At 64.8% G+C, this 19,084-nt stretch carries 20 protein-coding genes; 7 read left to right on the top strand and 13 right to left on the bottom strand.

Features of this window, described 5'->3' with window-relative positions; all coding sequences use genetic code 11:
* The first annotated feature begins 25 nt into the window (after window positions 1-25).
* Together LMQ14_RS04680 and LMQ14_RS04675 are read left to right on the top strand one after the other, a co-directional pair.
* Entirely contained in the window at window positions 26-1,228 is a 1,203-nt protein-coding gene (locus LMQ14_RS04680) for an FAD-dependent monooxygenase (protein WP_267733658.1), read from the top strand.
* A 53-nt stretch (window positions 1,229-1,281) separates the two neighbouring features.
* Window positions 1,282-2,142, top strand: a complete 861-nt coding sequence (locus LMQ14_RS04675) for an LLM class F420-dependent oxidoreductase (protein WP_267733657.1) — start codon at window positions 1,282-1,284, stop codon at window positions 2,140-2,142.
* Between the two features lie 203 nt (window positions 2,143-2,345).
* On the opposite strand, the gene LMQ14_RS04670 is transcribed toward LMQ14_RS04675, so the two are convergent.
* The gene (locus LMQ14_RS04670; RefSeq protein WP_267733656.1) at window positions 2,346-4,490 is read right to left on the bottom strand and encodes a 3-hydroxyacyl-CoA dehydrogenase NAD-binding domain-containing protein; all 2,145 of its coding nucleotides are present in this window, start codon (window positions 4,488-4,490) and stop codon (window positions 2,346-2,348) included.
* A 4-nt stretch (window positions 4,491-4,494) separates the two neighbouring features.
* Window positions 4,495-5,706 (bottom strand): acetyl-CoA C-acetyltransferase, encoded by a 1,212-nt coding sequence (locus LMQ14_RS04665; RefSeq protein WP_267733655.1) that lies wholly within the window; start codon window positions 5,704-5,706, stop codon window positions 4,495-4,497.
* A gap of 241 nt (window positions 5,707-5,947) precedes the next feature.
* On the opposite strand from LMQ14_RS04665, the gene LMQ14_RS04660 reads away from it, so the two are divergent.
* Window positions 5,948-7,120 carry a pyridoxal phosphate-dependent aminotransferase gene (locus LMQ14_RS04660; protein WP_267733654.1) on the top strand — a complete coding sequence of 391 codons (1,173 nt, stop codon included), beginning with the start codon at window positions 5,948-5,950 and terminating at the stop codon, window positions 7,118-7,120.
* Here LMQ14_RS04660 and LMQ14_RS04655 read toward each other — a convergent pair.
* Genes LMQ14_RS04655 through LMQ14_RS04640 form a run of 4 tightly spaced genes read right to left on the bottom strand, consistent with a single transcriptional unit; the run spans window position 7,107 to window position 9,624 of the window.
* Entirely contained in the window at window positions 7,107-7,559 is a 453-nt protein-coding gene (locus LMQ14_RS04655) for an SRPBCC family protein (protein WP_267733653.1), read from the bottom strand. The two genes, LMQ14_RS04660 and LMQ14_RS04655, sit on opposite strands and share 14 nt — an antisense overlap.
* Window positions 7,560-7,587: 28 nt before the next feature.
* The gene (locus LMQ14_RS04650) at window positions 7,588-8,040 is read right to left on the bottom strand and encodes an SRPBCC family protein (RefSeq protein ID WP_267733652.1); all 453 of its coding nucleotides are present in this window, start codon (window positions 8,038-8,040) and stop codon (window positions 7,588-7,590) included.
* Between the two features lie 58 nt (window positions 8,041-8,098).
* A complete protein-coding gene (locus LMQ14_RS04645; RefSeq protein WP_267733651.1) occupies window positions 8,099-9,175 on the bottom strand; it encodes a CaiB/BaiF CoA transferase family protein in 1,077 nt (358 codons plus the stop codon).
* A 5-nt stretch (window positions 9,176-9,180) separates the two neighbouring features.
* Window positions 9,181-9,624, bottom strand: a complete 444-nt coding sequence (locus LMQ14_RS04640; protein ID WP_267733650.1) for an SRPBCC family protein — start codon at window positions 9,622-9,624, stop codon at window positions 9,181-9,183.
* 65 nt (window positions 9,625-9,689) lie between these two features.
* Between LMQ14_RS04640 and LMQ14_RS04635 the strand changes: the two genes are divergently transcribed.
* A complete protein-coding gene (locus tag LMQ14_RS04635; protein ID WP_267733649.1) occupies window positions 9,690-11,405 on the top strand; it encodes an alpha-keto acid decarboxylase family protein in 1,716 nt (571 codons plus the stop codon).
* Window position 11,406: 1 nt separating this feature from the next.
* Here the strand turns inward: LMQ14_RS04635 and LMQ14_RS04630 are convergent, their stop codons facing one another.
* From LMQ14_RS04630 to LMQ14_RS04610, 5 genes are all read right to left on the bottom strand, one after another.
* On the bottom strand, window positions 11,407-11,583 hold the full coding sequence (locus tag LMQ14_RS04630) for a (2Fe-2S)-binding protein (RefSeq protein WP_267733648.1): 177 nt from the start codon (window positions 11,581-11,583) through the stop codon (window positions 11,407-11,409).
* 16 nt (window positions 11,584-11,599) lie between these two features.
* On the bottom strand, window positions 11,600-12,223 hold the full coding sequence (locus LMQ14_RS04625; RefSeq protein ID WP_267733647.1) for a fatty-acid--CoA ligase: 624 nt from the start codon (window positions 12,221-12,223) through the stop codon (window positions 11,600-11,602).
* Complete coding sequence (locus LMQ14_RS04620; RefSeq protein ID WP_267735347.1) at window positions 12,220-13,623, bottom strand: FadD3 family acyl-CoA ligase; 1,404 nt, start codon at window positions 13,621-13,623, stop codon at window positions 12,220-12,222. Before LMQ14_RS04620 ends, LMQ14_RS04625 begins: the two co-directional genes overlap by 4 nt.
* Window positions 13,624-13,655: 32 nt before the next feature.
* Window positions 13,656-14,846, bottom strand: coding sequence for an amidohydrolase family protein (locus LMQ14_RS04615; RefSeq protein WP_267733646.1), 1,191 nt, complete (start codon window positions 14,844-14,846; stop codon window positions 13,656-13,658).
* Between the two features lie 114 nt (window positions 14,847-14,960).
* The gene (locus tag LMQ14_RS04610) at window positions 14,961-15,383 is read right to left on the bottom strand and encodes a lipoprotein LpqH (protein WP_267733645.1); all 423 of its coding nucleotides are present in this window, start codon (window positions 15,381-15,383) and stop codon (window positions 14,961-14,963) included.
* Between the two features lie 109 nt (window positions 15,384-15,492).
* Here LMQ14_RS04610 and LMQ14_RS04605 point away from each other — a divergent pair, with 109 nt between their 5' ends.
* Window positions 15,493-16,239: an enoyl-CoA hydratase/isomerase family protein gene (locus tag LMQ14_RS04605; RefSeq protein WP_267733644.1), complete on the top strand. Its 747-nt coding sequence runs from the start codon at window positions 15,493-15,495 to the stop codon at window positions 16,237-16,239.
* A 53-nt stretch (window positions 16,240-16,292) separates the two neighbouring features.
* The gene (locus tag LMQ14_RS04600) at window positions 16,293-16,682 is read left to right on the top strand and encodes a hypothetical protein (protein ID WP_267735346.1); all 390 of its coding nucleotides are present in this window, start codon (window positions 16,293-16,295) and stop codon (window positions 16,680-16,682) included.
* On the opposite strand, the gene LMQ14_RS04595 is transcribed toward LMQ14_RS04600, so the two are convergent.
* Complete coding sequence (locus tag LMQ14_RS04595) at window positions 16,598-17,299, bottom strand: TetR/AcrR family transcriptional regulator (protein ID WP_267733643.1); 702 nt, start codon at window positions 17,297-17,299, stop codon at window positions 16,598-16,600. The genes LMQ14_RS04600 and LMQ14_RS04595 overlap by 85 nt on opposite strands.
* A 186-nt stretch (window positions 17,300-17,485) precedes the next feature.
* Here LMQ14_RS04595 and LMQ14_RS04590 point away from each other — a divergent pair, with 186 nt between their 5' ends.
* Entirely contained in the window at window positions 17,486-18,781 is a 1,296-nt protein-coding gene (locus tag LMQ14_RS04590) for a cytochrome P450 (protein WP_267733642.1), read from the top strand.
* 18 nt (window positions 18,782-18,799) lie between these two features.
* On the opposite strand, the gene LMQ14_RS04585 is transcribed toward LMQ14_RS04590, so the two are convergent.
* Window positions 18,800-19,081, bottom strand: coding sequence for a cytochrome C oxidase subunit IV family protein (locus tag LMQ14_RS04585; protein ID WP_267733641.1), 282 nt, complete (start codon window positions 19,079-19,081; stop codon window positions 18,800-18,802).
* Window positions 19,082-19,084: the final 3 nt, after the last annotated feature.

Genomic DNA, 19,084 nt, shown 5'->3' with positions numbered 1-19,084 from the left:
GTCACCTAACTCCAAGGAGGTCGGCATGCGGATTCTGATCTCGGGGGCCAGCATCTCCGGCCCCGTACTGGCGTACTGGCTTATCCGCCATGGATTCGATGTCACGATCGTCGAGCGCGCACCCCACTTGCGGAAGACCGGCGGCCACGCGGTCGACCTGTTCCGCCCGGCCATGGAAATCTCGGCAAAGATGGGTGTGCTGCCACAGATCGAGGCGCTCGCGACCGGCACGACAGAAATGACCATGTATCGCGAGGGCGTCCAGCGCCCGGCGCGCGTCGACCTGACCAAGCTCTTCGGCGCGTCATCCGACCGGCATGTCGAGATCATGCGCGACGACCTCAGCGAGGCCTATTACCGCGCCGGCTGCGATGACGTCGAGTACCTATTCGGCGACTCGATCACGTCGCTGTCGGCCGGCGGTGACGTCACCTTCGAGCACAACGCGCCACGCACGTTCGACGTCGTCATCGGCGCCGACGGTCTGCACTCAAACGTGCGCCGCCTGGTCTTCGGCGAGGACGCGGGGCGCACCAGGTTTCTCGGTGGTTACCTGGCGGTCGAATCTGTGCCGAAATCGCTTGCCCGCAATGGGGAAATGGCGGTGCATATGGGCGCCGGAAGGATGGCGGCGATCTACACCGCGCAGCCCCTGGACGACGCGCGCGCACTGTTCATGTTCCGCAGCAAGGAAGAACTGCAATATCACTACCGAGATGTCGTGCGGCAGAAGGAGTTATTGCGGACGACATTCGCCGGGATGGATCCGGCGGTGGACGGTTGGCTCGCCGAGCTCGACCACGCGCCGACGTTCTACTTCGACTCGATCATCCAGCTGGAGTTGGACACCTGGTCGCGCGGACGGGTCGCACTGGTGGGCGACGCCGGGTACTGTCCCGGGCCGGCAGTGGGCGGCAGCACCAGCCTCGCGGTAATAGGCGCCTACGTGCTGGCGGGCGAATTGGCCGAAGCCAAGGGCGACTACCCACGCGCGTTCACGTCCTACGAACGGGCAATGGCCGACGCCGTGCGGCGCAGTCGTGCTTTTGCCCGCACCGCCGCCAAGACCATCGTGCCCAATTCCCGAGCCGGAGTGTGGGGGCTGACTCGCGCCGCTCAGCTGATCTCGGTGCTCCCCGCCGGTGTCAGCAGAGCCATCGCCAAAATGAATACCAACGGTGCCCGTCTGTACGATTCGATGCAGTACAAAGAGTACGCCATCGTTTGACGTCAATGGCCACAGCGAGCCAGAGGTGCCCGCCACGAAAGGAACGATCTGCGATGGAGCTTGCCGGTGTCGGGATATGGAGCAGTCAACTGCGTTACGGCGACCCGGCCGAATCCGCTGATGCCGCAGCAGAATTAGACGAGCTGGGCTTCACGGCGTTGTGGATTCCGGATGTCGGCGGCCAGGTGTTCGACGCGGTCGGCAGCCTGCTGGCCGCGACCAAGCGCACGATCATCGCAACCGGGATCCTGAACCTGTGGATGCATTCACCCGGCGACGTGGCCGAACGCTATGCCGCGCTGACCGCCGAACACGGGGACCGTTTCCTGTTGGGCATCGGTGTCAGCCACGCCCCGCTGATCGATGCCGGCGAGCCGGGGCGGTACCGCAAACCCTTGGCCGCGACGGCCGCGTTTCTGGACGGACTGGACGCCGCGCCACAACCGGTTCCCACCGACAAGCGGGTGCTGGCCGCGCTCGGTCCGAAGATGCTGACCTTGTCGGCAACCCGCGCGCGCGGGGCACATCCTTACCTGGTCACACCCGAGCACACCGCTTCTGCACGTTCGACTTTGGGTGAGGGTCCATTGCTGCTGCCCGAGCAGAGTGTGATCCTCACCGAGGACGCCGAGGAAGCACACCGTATCGGAACCGACTGGCTGCGTTCCTATTTGGCGCTACCCAACTACGCCAACAATTTACTGCGCAGCGGGTTCTCCGAAGATGACGTGGCACAGGTGAGCGATCGGCTGTTCAACGCGATCATCGCGTGGGGTGACGAAGCCGCCATTCTGCGCAGGGTTGCCGAGCACCGTGCCGCCGGCGCCGATCACGTCTGCGTCCAGGTGCTGCTCGCCGACCCGCAGGCCTTCCCCCGCGAGCAGTGGCGCCGGATCGCCGCGGCCTGCAACTAACGTCACGCGCACCACAAGAGTCTCTCGCCGAGCCGGCACCCGGTTTGCCCGCCTCTCAGCGACAAACGAGCTCCGTTACGTACTCACCTTGCACCTAGCGCAGCACGGCCAGCCACCATCGCCGAGCGTTGTCGCTGAGAGGCGGGCAAACAGTCCACCAATCCCCCACCAGAACACAAGTGGCGGTTGGGGTTTAGGGCCCGCTACGTCAACGAATCCGGCGGCAGGAAGCGGTCGCCGTACTTAGCCGCCAGCTCGCGGGCCCGGGCCACGAAGGCGTCCTTGCCCGTACCGCCCGCGCCCTGGTAGCCGACGATGAATTGCGCGCTACCACCGGTGTACGGCGGGAACCCGATGCCCATGATCGAGCCGATGTTGGCGTCGGCGGTCGTCATCAGCACGTTCTCGTCAAGACATTTCTGGGTTTCCAGCGCCTCGGCGAACAGCATCCGGTCGATCATGTCCTGCAGCGGGGGCTGTGAGGCACCGGACTTGAACGTCTCCCGCAAGCCCGGCCACAGACTGGTGCGCTTGCCGTCGACGTACTCGTAGAAGCCCGCGCCCTTGAGCCGGCTGGGCCGGCCGAGCTCGATCATCTTCTCGACCACCGCCTCGGCGGGATGCGGCTCGTAGGTGCCGCCGGCGTCCTCGACGCCCTTACGGCTGGCGACGGCGATCTTGTGCATCAGCTCCAGGTTGAGCTCGTCGGACAGCTGCAGCGGCGGCGCCGGGTAGCCGGCCTGCGAACCAGCGTGCTCGATGCTGGCCGGCTCCACGCCCTCGCCGAGCATCGCCAGCGCCTCGTTCACGAACGTGCCGATGACGCGGCTGGTGAAGAACCCGCGGCTGTCGTTGACAACGATCGGGGTCTTGCCGATAGCAAGCGTGTAGTCGAACACCCGGGCCAGCGCCTCATCAGAAGTCTTCTCGCCCTTGATGATTTCGACCAGCGGCATCTTGTCGACCGGCGAGAAGAAGTGGATCCCGATGAAGTCTTCCTGGCGCTTCACCCCGGTCGCCAGACCGGTGATCGGGAGCGTCGAGGTGTTCGACCCCAGCAGCGCGTTGGGCTCGACGATGTCCTCGATCTCCTGGAATACCTGGTGCTTGAGGTCCTGGCTTTCGAAGACCGCCTCGATCACGAAGTCGACGCCCTTGAAGTCGGCGGGGTTGGCGGACGGCGTAATGCGGGCCAGCAGCGCCTTGCTCTTCTCCTCGGTGGTCTTGCCCCGCTGAAGTGCTTTGGCCTCAAGCTTTTCCGAGTAGTTCTTGCCCTTGTCGGCGGCCTCGATGCTGACGTCCTTGAGCACCACGTCGTAGCCGGCCTTGGCCGAGACGTACGCGATGCCCGCGCCCATCATGCCCGCCCCGAGCACGCCGATCTTGTTGATCTTGACCGGCTCGATGCCATCGGGCCGTGACTTACCGGCGTTGATGGCCTGCAGGTCGAAGAAGAACGCCTGGATCATGTTCTTGGCGACCTGGCCGGTGACCAGCTGGGTGAAATACCGGCTCTCGATGCGGCTGGCGGTGTCGAAGTCCACCTGCGCACCCTCGACGGCCGCGTCCAGGATGGCCCGCGGCGCCGGCATCGGCGCGCCCTTGAGCTGCTTCTTCAGCAGCGCCGGGAACGACGGCAGGATGCCGGCCAGGGCCGGGCTGGACGGGGTGCCGCCAGGCATCTTGTAGCCCTTGGCATCCCACGGCTGGGTGTGCGAGTCGGGGTTGGCCTTGATCCACGCCTTGGCGGCGGGCACCAGGTCCTCGACCGAGCCGACGAGTTCGTCGACAAGCCCGTTCTCCTTGGCTTGCGCGGGCTTGAACCGGGTGCCCTGCGAGAGGATGTTCATGAAGGCGTTCTGGATGCCGAACATCCGCACGGTGCGGGTCACCCCGCCACCGCCGGGCAACAAGCCCAGCGTCACCTCGGGGAAGCCGACCACGAGGCCCTTGACGTCGGCGGCAATGCGGTGGTGACAGGCGAGCGTGATCTCCAGGCCGCCGCCGAGCGCGGCGCCGTTGATCGCGGCTACCACCGGCTTGCCGAGGGTCTCCAGGGCGCGCAGGTCACGCTTGACCGATTCGACGGTGTCGAACGCCTCGCCGGCGTTCTCCGGGCCGAGCTGGATCATGCCCTTGAGGTCACCGCCGGCGAAGAAGGTCTTCTTCGCGCTGGTGATGACCACGCCGGTAACCGAATCCTTTTCTGCGACAAGGCGTTCCACGGCGTTATGCATGGACTCGGCGTAGTGCTCGTTCATCACGTTGGCCGAGCCGGTGGGGTCGTCAAGTGTCAGGGTGACGATGCCGTCGCCATCCTTGTCCCACTGAATGGTGTTCTCTGCCATGGTCTTAAACCCTCTCAATGATGGTCGCGACACCCATGCCGCCACCGATGCACAGTGTGATCAGCGCGCGCCGCGCGTTGCGGCGCTCGAGCTCGTCGACCATGGTGCCGGTGATCATGGCGCCGGTGGCGCCCAGCGGGTGGCCCATCGCGATGGCGCCACCGTTGACGTTGAGCTTCTCGTCCGGGATGTTGAGGTCCTTCTGGAACTTCAGCACCACCGACGCGAACGCCTCGTTGAGTTCGATCAGGTCGATGTCGTCCAGCGTCAGGCCGGCGCGGTCGAGCACCTTGCGGGTCGCAGGGGTAGGACCGGTGAGCATGATCACCGGGTCCGCGCCGCTGGTGGCGGTGGCCACGATCCGCGCCCGCGGGGTCAGGCCCTGCGACTTGCCGGCCGCTTCCGAACCGACCAGCACCAGTGCGGCGCCGTCGACGATGCCGGAGCTGTTACCGCCGGTGTGGACGTGGTTGATCTTTTCGACGTAGTGGTACTTCTGCAGCGCCACGTCGTCGAAGCCGCCCATCTCGCCGACACCGTCGAACGCGGTCTTCAGCTTGCCCAGGCTCTCCACAGTCGACCCGGGGCGCATGTGCTCGTCGTGGTCGAGGATGACCAGACCGTTCTGGTCACGCACCGGCACCACCGACTTGGCGAAGTAACCGCCCGACCAGGCTTCGGCGGCCTTCTCCTGCGAACGGGCCGCGTAGGTGTCGACGTCTTCGCGGGAGAAGCCCTCGATGGTGGCGATCAGGTCGGCGCCGATGCCCTGCGGCACGAAGCCGATGCGGTAATTGGTCTCCGGATCGGTCGCCCAGGCGCCGCCGTCGGAGCCCATCGGTACGCGGCTCATGGACTCGACACCGCCGGCCAGCACCAGGTCGTCCCAGCCGGAGCGCACCTTCTGCGCGGCGGTGTTGACGGCTTCCAGGCCCGAGGCGCAGAAGCGGTTGAGCTGCACGCCGCCGGTCGTCTCTGGCAGCCCGGCCACCAACGCCGCGGTGCGAGCGATGTCACCGCCCTGGTCACCGACCGGGGAGACGACGCCGAGGATCAGGTCGCTGATCAGGTTCTCGTCCAGGTCGGGGTTGCGCCTGCGGAGCTCCTCGACCAGGCCGACCACCAGGTTGACTGGCTTGACCTCGTTCAGCGATCCGTTGCGTTGTTTCCCGCGTGGTGTGCGGATGGCCTCATAGATGAAGGCTTCTTCGGACATGTCGACTTCCTCTTCACAAATGGGTTTTCGGGTCCGTCTATGTGCACCCTAACAGGGACTCCCGGCCAACCTGTTGGTTGGGCGGTCGCCCAGCTGGTCAAGGCAGCTCGAAACCGACGCTGCAGTCACAGCCGGGGCCGAGCGTGAAGTTAGTTGCACGCTCACTCCCGAGCGTGAAGTTAGTTTCACGATCGAGGTCGGCGGGCTGCATACTCGGCGGCCCCGCCTAAGCTCGACGACCATGACGGTGTCGCGATTGCGGCCCTACGCGACCACGGTGTTCGCCGAAATGTCGGCACTGGCCGCGCGCATCGGCGCGGTGAACCTAGGTCAGGGCTTTCCCGACGAAGACGGACCCCCGGCACTGCTGAAGGCCGCGCAAGATGCGATCGCCGACGGCGCCAACCAGTACCCGCCGGGGATCGGCATCGCGCCGCTGCGCCAGGCCATCGCGGCACAGCGACAGCGGCATTTCGGCATTGTGTACGACCCCGACACCGAAGTGCTGGTGACGGTCGGGGCCACCGAGGCCATCGCGTCGGCGGTCATCGGCCTGGTCGAGCCCGGCTCGGAGGTGCTGTTGATCGAGCCGTTTTACGACTCCTACTCGCCGGTGGTCGCGATGGCCGGCGCCCACCGTGTCGCCGTACCGATGGTTTCCGACGGCCGCGGCTTCGCGCTGGACATCGACGCGCTGCGGCGAGCGGTGACTCCGGCGACCCGAGCACTCATCATCAACTCGCCGCACAACCCCACCGGCGCCGTGCTGAGCGCGACCGAACTGGAGGCCGTCGCCGAGATCGCAGTGGCGGCCGATCTTTTGGTGATTACCGACGAAGTGTACGAGCACCTGGTGTTCGACGGCCATCGCCACCTGCCGCTGGCCGGTTTCGACGGTATGGCCGAACGCACCATCACGATCTCCAGTGCGGCCAAGATGTTCAACTGCACCGGCTGGAAAATCGGGTGGGCTTGCGGCCCAGCAGAACTCATCGCCGGGTTGCGAGCCGCCAAACAGTATCTGAGCTACGTCGGCGGTGCGCCGTTCCAGCCCGCGGTCGCCCTGGCGCTGGACACCGAGGATGCCTGGGTGGACGAACTGCGGCGCTCGCTGCAGGCCAGGCGCGACCGGCTGGCCGCGGGCCTCGCCGACATCGGCTTCGCGGTGCACGACAGCAGCGGCAGCTATTTCCTCTGCGCCGACCCACGCCCACTCGGCTTCGACGACAGCACGCAGTTCTGCGCGGCATTACCGGAAAAGGTTGGCGTGGCCGCTATTCCGATGTCAGCGTTCTGCGATCCGGCGGCGCCGCATGCCGATCTGTGGAATCACTTGGTGCGCTTCACTTTCTGCAAGCGTGACGACACTCTCGACGAGGCGATCAGAAGACTGTCCGCACTTAAGCTTGGTTAGAATCCCCGTCCCCCATCACGCGCTTTCGCAGGCCTTCCAGCGCGGCGTAGAGAACTTTGCTGCCGGCTGACTTCACCCAGAATCCGGGCAGCGGCGCCCTGAGCTCGATCGTGAGACTGAATCGCACCCGGGTCTTGTCGTCGCCCTCACGTTGCAGGTTGTATTCGCCATGCTGAGCGTGTTGCTGGGCGGTCTTCTGCGCATCCCACACCATCCAGTCGGGACCCCAGTGGTATTCGACCATTTCGGTGTCGGCGATGCCGCTCACCCTGATCGTCATCTTCACGTGGCGCGGCAGGCCGTCGGGATATCGGTCGACTACTTCGACCCGCTTGTGCAACGGAGACCATGAGGGCACGGCGTCCATGTCGGCCAGCGCCTCCATGATTACTTCCGGGGGCGCCTCAATGACGATTTCCGACGATGCGCGTATGGCCACTGCCTACAAATTAGCAATGGAGCGAGAGTTACGGTGCTTTATCCGAACCGCCGCGCTCGACCAGATTCCGCAGCCCCTTCACCGAGGCGTCGAGGACGTTTTGCATCGCGCGCCTGACGACGAATCCGGGAATGGGCCCGGCCGGTTCGACGGTGATATCGAACCGCACCCGCGTCTTGTCGGGACCTTCGGACTTGAGGTTGTACTCGACGTGCTGGCCGTGCTGTTGGTGCGTGCCTTTGGCGTCATACACCACCCAGTCCGGGCCCCAGTGATATTCCAGGACCTCTTTGTCGACGAGGCCGAAAATCCGAATGGTGGTTTTCACGTGGTGCGCCCGGCCATCGGGATAGCGGTCGATCACTTCTATCCGTTTATGCAGTGGCGACCAGGATTCCAGCACGTTGACATCCTCGAGCGCCCCCATGACCACGTCGAGCGGCGCATCAACTATGAATTCACGTGATGCCTTGACAGCCACTCAGTTCAACCTAGCAACCCCGCACCAGGCGCGGAACGTGTTCGGGGTAATTAATTCGCTACCAGTTGATTTCGTCGATCGGCGTGGTGGCGGCCGGCGGCGGCCCGACGGGCCCGGCCGGCGTTCGGGAGAAACGCGGAGCGGGAGCGGCCTGCTCGACACCATGGGCGGTGATCACCGTCGACCGTGCGTTCAGATGATCGTCGGTGGCGGCCTCGCTCCACGTGAGCACCGGCGTGACACAGGCGTCGGTGCCGGCGAAAACCTGCGTCCACTCGTCTCGCGTCCGGCTGGCGAACCGCTGCGCGAAGATGTCGTACATCTGCTGGTACGAACCGATTTCGAGCTGACCCGGCACCTCGTCGGGCGACAGACCGAGCCCGCTCAGCAGCGCCGCGAAGAACTGCGGCTCGATGGCACCGACGGCCATGTACTTGCCGTCGGAGGTCTCATAACAGCGATAGAACGGGGCGCCGCCGTCCAGCAGAAACGATTCGCGCTTATCGCGCAGGCTCCCAATTGCTTTCATGGTCCACATCATTTGGGCGAGCACGCTGACCCCGTCGACCATCGCCGCGTCGACCACCTGACCCCGGTCCGACCGTTCCCGTTCGTACAGTGCGACGGCGATACCGACTAGCACCAGCATCGAACCGCCGCCGAAATCGGCGACCAGGTTCAGCGGTGGCATCGGCGGACGGTCGGCGTAACCCAGCGCCGAAAGTGCGCCGGTCTGCGATAGATAGTTGATGTCGTGCCCCGCGGTCGAGGCCAGCGGTCCGTCCTGCCCCCAGCCGGTGATCCGGGCGTAGATCAGCCGCGGGTTGACCGCCGCGCAGTCGTCGGGCCCGATGCCGAGTCGCTCGCACGTGCCCGGGCGGAAGCAGTCCAGCAGCACATCGGCCTTGGCGGCGAGCTCCAGCAGTGCGCCCGGCTGGGTCTTGACGTCCAGGTCGACGATCCGCTTACCCCGGTGCAACAGGTCGCGGTCCTCGGCCGGCATCGTCAGGCCGCCGGGGCGGCGCACCCGCACCACGTCGGCACCCAGGTCGGCGAGCACCATCCCTGCATGCGGCCCGGGTCCGATGCCGCCGAGTTCGATGACTTTGATGCCGGCCAAGGGCCCCCCGCTCACGGCGACTACTTGCCCTTCTTCACCTGCAGCACCCGCTTGCGCAGGCCCTCGGTCCCGGTATCGACCGTGCCTTTGATGGCGCGCTTCAAGACGAACCCGGGCAGCGGCACGACCGGGTCGACGCTGAGCTGGAACGTGACCTTGGTGGCGTCACCCTTCGGCGTCAGTTTGTAGGACGCATCCTGTGAGCGCTGCTGACCGGAGCTGACCAGCGACCAGCTCACCTCGTTGTCGCCCCAGGTGTAAGCGATCACCTGCTCGTCGGTGATACCCGCGGCTTTGACTTTCATCTTGACCTTGGCGGGGCGCCCGTTGGCGTCGCGCTCGAGAATTTCAACGCTCTGGTGTGGCGGTGACCATTCTGGATTCGACTCCAGATCTGCGATGACATCGAGGATCTCTTCGGGGCTGGCTTCGATAACAACTTCGCGGGTTTCGTTGATCGCCATGGCCCGCACGATAGCGAAACGGCGTCCGGCCGGGAGCGCTTTCGACCGAGCGTACCGTCGACTTCGTGACTGATACCACGCCAGACGCGGGGGCCGGCCCCGCGGATTCCGTCTACACCGTCGGTGACTACTTGTTGGACCGTCTCGCCGAGCTTGGCGTCTCCGAGATCTTCGGCGTCCCCGGCGACTACAACCTGGAATTCCTCGACCACATCGTCGCGCATCCGAGAATTCGGTGGGTGGGCAACGCCAACGAGTTGAACGCCGGCTACGCCGCCGACGGCTATGGACGGCTGCGCGGAATGGCCGCTGTGGTAACGACATTCGGAGTGGGTGAGCTCTCTGCGACCAATGCGATCGCCGGCAGTTACGCCGAGCACGTGCCGGTCGTGCATATCGTCGGCGGCCCCTCCAAAGACGCCCAGGGCACCAGACGGGCGTTGCACCATTCGCTCGGCGACGGCGACTTCGAACACTTTTTCCGTATCAGCCGCGAAATCACCTGTGCTCAAGCCAATCTCATGCCGGCAACGGCATGCCGAGAGATCGACCGGGTGCTGTCCGAGGTGCGCGAGCAGAAGCGACCGGGCTACATACTGATGTCGACCGATGTGGCGCGCTTCCCCACCGAACCCCCCGAATCGCCGCTGCCCCGCTACACCGGCGGTACCAGCCCTCGCGCGCTGGCGATGTTCATCGACGCGGCCCGCGAACTCATCGGTGACAACCGGTTGACCGTGTTGGCCGACCTGTTGGTGCATCGTCTGCAGGCGGTCAAAGAACTCGAGGCATTGCTGACCGCCGACGTGGTGCCGTACGCCACGCTGATGTGGGGCAAGAGCCTGCGCGACGAGAGCTCACCCAACTTCCTGGGGATCTATGCGGGTGCGGCCAGCGCGCCGCAGGTGCGGGCCGCGATCGAAGACGCGCCCGTTTTAGTCACCGCCGGCGTGGTGTTCACCGACATGGTCAGCGGCTTCTTCAGCCAGCACATCGATTCGGCCCGGACCATCGACGTCGGCCAGTATCAGAGCAGCGTGGCCGGCCAGGTGTTCGCGCCAATGGAAATGGGCGCCGCGCTCGGGGCGCTGGCAGAGATCCTGGCAGGGCGCGGGATCACGTCACCACCGGTCGAGCCGCCGGCGGGCCGGCAGCCCGCAACCGGAGCCAACGCGCCCGCACGCGATCAGGCCCTGACCCAGGAGATGGTCTGGGACCGGCTGTGCATCGCGCTCACACCCGGAAACGTCGTACTCGCCGATCAGGGCACTTCCTTTTACGGTATGGCCGACCACCGGCTGCCCAAGGGAGTCACGTTCATCGGCCAACCCCTTTGGGGCTCAATCGGTTACACGTTGCCCGCGGCGCTGGGCGCGGCGGTCGCGCACCCGGACCGACGGGCGGTGTTGCTGATCGGTGACGGTGCCGCGCAGCTGACCGTGCAGGAGCTCGGCACGTTCTTTCGCGAAGGACTCTCCCCGGTCATCGTGGTGGTCAACAACGACGGCTACACGGTCGAACGGGCGATCCACGGAGAGAAGGCGCCCTACAACGACATCGCCAGCTGGAGTTGGACCGACATTCCCAACGCGCTGGGCGTGGTCAATCACCTCGCGTTCCGCGCGCAAACCTATGGGGAACTCGACGACGCGCTGACCGCGGCTGCGGGGCATCAGGATCGCATGGTGCTCGTCGAGGTGGTCTTGCCCCGCATGGAGATTCCGCCCCTACTGGTCGATCTCGTTGGGCCGATGTCGCCGGATGGCAGCAGGCGCCGCTGATTCAAGCCCCGAGACCGGGCTTTGTCGATTTGAGTATTGCCTGAATGGTGCGGCGACAACGACCGCAGTCCGCACCGGCCCCACAGGCGTGGGCGACGGCCTTGGTCGTCGATGCCCCGGCCTGGACCGCGTCAGTCACCGTGTGGCTGGTGACTCCGTTACACAGGCACACGAACATCGCGCGGTCGCGTCGCTTATCTCTCGATGCGCATGATGTTGGTGAACTGGCCGACGAACAGCGGCGGGTAAGGACCGACTCCCGCGCCCGACATCCACTGGGCGGCGGCATCCGGGTGCTCGATCCACTGCCGCGCGCTTTCTTCGTCGGGAAATTCCTGCAGGATCATCACCTCGTGATTGTCGTCGAAAGCCTGGAATACCCACGTCTTTCGGATGCCGGCCGCGGTAAACCTCTCCATCGCCGAGTCGACGCCCGCGGTCAGCGCCGGCACATCCTCGACCGACGCGATGGCGGCCACCACGACTCCGGGCACCGCGGGATTCGACAGCGGCGCCGGGACGAACCTGTCGATGATCTCTCCGGCGAACACCGCGGGAATGTCCTCGACACCCGCCTCGTCGAACCAGTTGAAGAACACCCGTGACCGCAGCAATTCCACGATCGGCTCGCGACTATGCACACCGATCATCACCAGTACGCGGCCGTAGTCGTGCGTTGAGGTGTAGACCAGTACATGGTGCGCGCCGATATCGGAGAGGGCCGCCCTGTTGCGCTCGAGCAGCGGCCACACCCGGCTGGGATCCGGAACGCGATAGTCCGACGCAATCACCATCGAGTGAATATCGCCGTTGTTCATCGGAGTTGGTCCTTCATCACCTTCCCCGTCGCGTTGAGTGGAAGTGAATCAAGGAACTGTACCGTGCGCGGCACCTTGAATCCGGCCATCCGGTCACGGCACCAGCCGATCAATTCGTCGGCGCCGACCGCACCGTTGAGGACAACGAACGCCTTGCCCACCTGCCCAAGCCGCTCGTCAGGCACGCCGATCACCGCGGCCTGCGCGACCGCCGGGTGGCTGAGCAGGAAGCCCTCGATCTCGGCCGGGTAGGCGTTGAAGCCACCGACGATGAACATGTCCTTCTTGCGGCCGACGATGCGCAGGCGTCCCGCATCGGTGAAGTTGCCAAGGTCTCCGGTGTGCAGCCAGCCGTCGGCGTCGATCGCTTGCGCGGTGGCCGCGGGATCGTCGAGGTAACCCTGCATGACGCCGTAGCCGCGGGCCAGCACCTCGCCGTCGTCGGCGATGCTCACCTCAACCCCCTCACACGGAACACCCGCGGTGGTGGCGACGTCCTCGAACGAATCGCCGGGCAGGGACAGGGTCACATTGCCGGCCTCGGTGAGTCCGTAGCCGGTCATCAGCGTCTGGAACGGCAGCTCGTCATGGATGCGACGGACCAACTCGACGGGGATATCGGCGGCACCGGTCACGCCGGCCCGCAATGTCGACAGCTTGGACTTGTCCCCCACCGTCAGCAACGAGTGATACAGAGTGGGTGGGCCGGGAAGCATCGTGATGTGTTCGCGCGCAATGAGTTCCACCACGGTGTCGACGTCGAACACGGCGACCGGCAGCATCGTCGCGCCGCGCAGGAAAGACGTGATGAGCCCAGCCTTCAGACCGAACGTGTGGAAGTACGGGTTGATCTGCAAATAGCGGTCGCCTCGTCGCAGATCCGCGAGCGTCGCCCACTCCTCGTACATGCGCAGCGTTTGGCGATGATTCATCATCGCGCCCTTCGGGCGGCCGGTCGTGCCCGAAGTGAAGATGATGTCCGAGATGTCGGCGCCGCTCACCGCCCGCTCGAACGGCGCACCGCTGGAAAGGAAGTCGGACTTCAGATCGATCACCGGGGTCCCCGCGGGTGCGATGTAGTCCTGGCCCAGAAATCCCTTCTGAACGAGGACGGCCTTCACCCCGCTGCGAGCGATGATGTCGCCCGCTTCCTCCGTCTTGAACCGTGTGTTGACCGGCACCAGCACGCCGCCGGCGGTGAGCAGCCCGAACGCCGCGATGATCCACTCCGCCGAGTTGGGTGCCCAGAGGGCGACTCGCTCGCCCTTGTCAACACCGAGCTCCGCGAATGCACCTGCGGCGCAACGGATTCGGTCGACTACTTCAGTGAACGTGAAACGCAGCGGACCGTCGACGATTGCTTCCGCATCGCCGAAGCGGTCCGCCGCGCTCAAGACCATCTCGGGGATGGTCTCCCACAGTTCAGTACCTGTCACACCGTGACAAGCCGGGCGAGGTTACCGCCCATGATCTTCGCCTGGTCGTCGGCGGACAGGTGCGACAGCGCCTCGATGTAATAGGTCGGCTCCGCCAGCCCCTCGGGATGCGGCCAGTCCGAGCCGTACAGCACCTGGTCCACTCCGACGAGGTTGACCAGATCGTCGATGCCGTCCTCGAAGAACGGGCTGACGTGGATGCGGTTCTTGACCATCTCGACGGGGTCGCTCGGGAACGCCTCCGGGGCCTTCCGGAAGACCTCGGCCAGGCCCTCCAGCAGCGGGGTCATCCACTTCGAACCGGCCTCGACGATCGCGACCTTCAGCTTCGGGTGGCGGTAGAGCGCACCGTGGATCACCCACGACCCGACCGAGTCCTGGATAGGCCGCCACTCGTTGAGGATGCCCATCGCATTGGTTTGGAACGGCAGCATCTCTGCGTTGGCACCGTCCCACTCGGAGGTGTACCGGGAGTAGCCACTGTCGCTGGAGTGCATGCCGACCAGCACGTCGTGCTCGACGACCCGCTCCCAGAACGGGTCGAACTCGGGCAGCGCGAACGACCGCGGACCGCGGAAGCCGGGAACCGGAGCCGGGCGGACCAGGATGCAGCGCGCACCACGCTTGACCGCCCACTCCAGCTCCTCGATCGCCTTGTCGACGATCGGCAGGGTGATAACCGGGGTGGTGAAGATGCGGTTCTGGTAGTTGAAGCCCCAGACCTCGTCGAGCCACTCGTTCAGCGCATGGACCAGGACGTGGATGGCAACCGGGTCGTCCGACAGCCGCTCCTCGAGGAGGCTGGCCAGCGTCGGGAACATCAGGGTGCGGTCCAGGCCCAGCTCGTTCATCTTCTCCAGGCGCGGGCCGGGCTCGAAGAACGCCGGGATCGCGCGCATCGGCTCGCCGAACAGCTCGCGCTTGGTCTTGCCGTCCGGGTTTCCGTACTTGAAGTACTCCTCCCACGCACCCGGCCGGGCGACGACCTCGAAGGTCGGGTTGGGAATGTAGTTGCTGATCTGGCCGCGGATCGCGATCTTGGTGCGCCCATTGATCTGCACGTACTGGACGTAGTCCTTGTACTCCTTGGGCAGGAACTTAGTCAGCGCCTCCGGCGGTTCGTAGAGGTGGTTATCCGCGTCAAAGATCGGAAACGGAACGTCCACACGATGCGATAACTGGCCCATGGAATCCTCCTTCGCGTTTTGTGAGAATACTATTCTCTCGACGGTCATCGACGCAACGTGGCCCCCCAGTGGCGAACGACACTCGGCCGCGTCGCCATCAAGGCGAAGCGGCGATTAGCAGGTGGCGATTATTTTGAAGGGCACCGAAGCCGCTTCATTCGGCTTGTCGGTTTTGAACCCGTTGGCGGTACCGGTGATGGTGAATTTGTCCCCACTCATACTCATCTCGGCACCGCTGCCGTCGCCCCGGGCGTACATCCCGTTGAACCCGCCCAGATTTCGAATGCGCACCGACTCGGCTGACGCCGGTTGCGCCCCTTCGTCGATGATCAAACTGGCGCCGGAAAAGTTGCCACCGATATCGATCGTCCGAGTCCATTCCCGTTGACTGCACTTCACGATGTGGAAATTCGCGTCGTTGCCGTTGACGGTCACAGATGCCGTGCCGGAGAGTTGGGTGGGTGGTCGCGACGTGCATCCTCCGAGGCCGGCCGCAGCGAGCACCGCGGCGGTCGCCACGACGATTCGGTTCTGCACTGGGCCACCCCTAATCCTTGATGAACGAACCCGTTCAGCCTGCAGTGATGATGCTATTCTCGCCGCACGAGAATGCCAATATCGACGGCTCTTCGAGGAGCAAAGACACATGCTGGATTTGGAGCTCGACAATGGGTTGGCGGTACTCACCATCGACCGCCCCCACGCGCGCAATGCGATCGCGCTCGACACCATGGACCAGCTGGAGAAGGCGCTCGATGCTGCGGCCGGTGCCCAAGCCCTGGTGATCAGGGGCGCCGGAGACAAGGCTTTCGTGTCGGGGGGTGACCTCAAGGAGCTCGCCGCGCTGCGCACCGAAGAGGAAGCCGCGGCGATGGCGAAGCGGATGCGCTCGATCTGCGACCAACTGGCGAGCTTCCCCGCGCCGGTGATCGCCGCGCTCAACGGCCACGCCTTTGGCGGTGGCGCCGAAGTTGCTGTCGCCGCCGACATCCGGGTCGCCGCGAGCGACGTCAAGATCGCGTTCAACCAGGTGACACTGGAAATCATGCCGGCCTGGGGCGGCGCAGAGAGGCTGGCCGCCCTGGTCGGGAAAAGCAGAGCACTTCTTTTGGCGGGCAGCGGAAAAACCGTTGACGCCGCGGAGGCCGAGCGGATGGGGCTGGTGGACGTGGTCTTGCCGCGCGCCTCGTTCGATGAGGGCTGGCGTTCGATTGCCACCTCGCTCGCCCGCCAGCCGGCCGCCGAGATAAAACGAGTAATCAGCGGTGTTTCGCCTGATGAGGCGATAGCATCCTTTGCACGACTGTGGGTTGCCGACGCGCACTGGCAGGCCGCAGAGCGGGTGATGAACCGAAATGCCAAGCCGGGCACGGCCGCCGGAGGAGCGACATGAATACCAGCGTGAAGAGACTAGTGGGCATCGGATCGGCAATGGCCATGTCCGGGCTGTTGATAGGCGCCGGTTTGGCTGTAAGCACTCCGCGGGCCCATGCCGACCCCGACCCGGTGGTCATGCACCACGTCAAGTACGCCGTGACCGCGGAGAATCCGATCTACACCGACATCTATTACTTGGACCACCAGCCGGCAAAATTCGCCGATTACAGCCACAACCCGTATTCGTTCACTCCACACGCCAATGTCGATCTCGGCCCGGGCAAGCCGTGGACCTTCGATCTGGACATGACGGACCCCGACGACTACGCGATGGTCGTGGCGAGCACGGGCACGGAGCCCGGCGCGCCGGGGCTTCACTGCGTTCTGGCGGTGGATGGGGCCGTGGTCGTATCCAACGGCGGCCCCAAGGGCGCGCTCTGTTCGTTGCGGAACTGGTGAACCACCCAGGCCTCCGGTACTCCCGCAAACGGCTGCGGCTCGCCTTCCAGGCGACGCAGGTAACTTTCGACTAATTCCACGGTTTCGGCGTGACCGGCGGAAATCCCCACCGCTTGCTCGAGCACCAGGAATCTCGACAGGCTCGACATCAGCACGGTGACCACCGCTGGAGGCATCTCCGCGCGGTCGACGCCATACTTCTGCAGCGCGATTGTCACCGCTTGGCGTTGTTCCTCGCGGAATCGTTCTGCGTAATAAGCGATTTCGGCCCGCATCTCCTTGCGGTGATTGGCCAGCGCCATGAATTCCATGGAAATTCGCGTGAATGCGGGATCGGTGCCGAATCGCCACACCGCCCACAGCGGCTGCGGCGACTGCATCAGCTGCGCGTGCACCTCGAGCGCTTCTTCACCGCGGCGGCGGAAAACCTCGAGAAACAGCTCCTCCATGGTGCGGAAGTAATAGTGCACCAGCTGAGGCTTCAACCCCGCCTTGTTCGCCAAACGGCGCGACGTGACGGCGGCGTAGCCCTCTTCGATCATCAATTGTTCGGCCGCGTCGAGCAGCAGGCCACGGTTCTTGGCGTCCGGAGCCCCGATCCTGCGGGCCGATGTCATGCCGCTCTCCGTCCTGTCGACGCTTACCTGCCGACCACGGGAATCGTAGCGCGGCCCGGCGTTGTGACCTTGACCATGACATTACTGCCATGCTAAGCAGGTGCTCAGCAGATTTTCGAAATCGCGCGGCCATAAAGCGTGCCCGCCGAACATCACCGGTAAGCCAGCCCAGGGAGACGCAACCCGATGAGCAACTACGAGTCGATCGACTTCTTCACCGATCAGTCTCTGGTCCCAGATCCGCACCCGTACTTCGACTACCTGCGCAGCCAGAATCCGGTGCTGCGGTTGCCACACTATGGGGTCGTCGCGATTACCGGTTACGCAGAAGCCACCGAGGTCTATAAGGACCCGGAAACCTTCTCCAACATCGTTGCGCTCGGGGGCCCGTTCCCGCCACTGCCGTTCGAAGTCGAAGGTGACGACATCAGCCCGCTGATCGAGCAGCACCGCGGTTCGTTTCCGATGAACGAGCACATGGTCACCATGGATCCGCCGGACCATACAAAGGCGCGGTCGGTGCTGAGCAGGCTGCTGACGCCGAGCCGGCTGAAGCACAACGAGGAGTTCATGTGGCGCCTCGCCGACCGCCAACTCGACGAGTTCCTCAGCACCGGTGAGTGCGAGTTCATCGCCGAGTATTCCAAGCCGTTCGCCACTTTGGTGATCGCTGATCTGCTCGGAGTTCCCGAGGAGGATCACAAGGAGTTCCGCTCCGTCTTGGGAGCAGACCGCCCCGGGGCCCGGGTCGGGGCACTTGACCACGAATCGGTCGGCATCAACCCGTTGGAGTGGCTCGACGACAAATTCTGTTCCTACATCGAGGACCGCCGAAGCAATCCGCGCGAGGACGTGCTGACCGCACTCGCGACAGCGAAATACCCAGACGGATCGACTCCCGAGGTCATCGAAATCTCTCGCTCGGCGACGTTCCTTTTCGCCGCCGGACAGGAGACCACGGCCAAGCTGCTCAGCGCCGCACTTCAGGTCATTGGCGACCGCCCCGATATACAACAGGAGCTTCGCGACGACCGCAGCCTGATTCCCGGGTTCATCGAGGAATCCCTGCGCATGGACAGCCCCGTCAAGAGCGACTGCCGGTTGGCCCGCAGGGCCACCTCCGTAGGCGGCGTCGATATCGCCCCGGGCACCGTTGTGATGGTGCTACCGGGCGCGGCCAATCGCGACCCGCGCCGATTCGAGCACCCGCACGAGTTCGACATCCGCCGCAAGAATGTCCGCGAGCACATGGCCTTTGCCCGCGGCGTGCACTCCTGCCCGGGCGGACCGCTGGCCCGAGTCGAGGGCCGGGTTTCCATCGAACGCATCCTGGATCGGATGCCGCGCATCGAAATCAACGAAACCCACCACGGGCCGGCAGCCGATCGTCGTTACACCTACGAGCCCACATATATCCTGCGGGGCCTGAGCGAACTCCACCTGTCGTTCACGACCGCAGACGCGGTCGCACCCGTGGGCTGAACCACTCCTTCGCGAGTACTAGCGGATCTGCAGTCCGACGAAATAACAGCTGAGCATCGCCACGGCCATCACCACCACCCAGGCGTCGGTGAGCCGGCAGAGCAAGACCGGGGCGTTTCGCACCTCCATGAACTCGCGAAAGATGATGCGCACCTTGATAAGTGCGATCACAATGACGCTCGATGTCACCACCGCACTGGATTTCAGCGACCCGTCGACCGAGTGGTCTATCACCAGGTAGCCGAGCGTGAGCAACGCCAGGATCACCCACACCACCAGCAGCCTCTTGTTGAATCTCACGCT

Origin of the sequence: Mycobacterium sp. Aquia_213, assembly GCF_026625985.1 — a bacterium.
Lineage (GTDB): Bacteria > Actinomycetota > Actinomycetes > Mycobacteriales > Mycobacteriaceae > Mycobacterium.
Note: the sequence above shows the minus strand (reverse complement) of the source record. Positions and strands in the feature narration are given on the sequence as shown.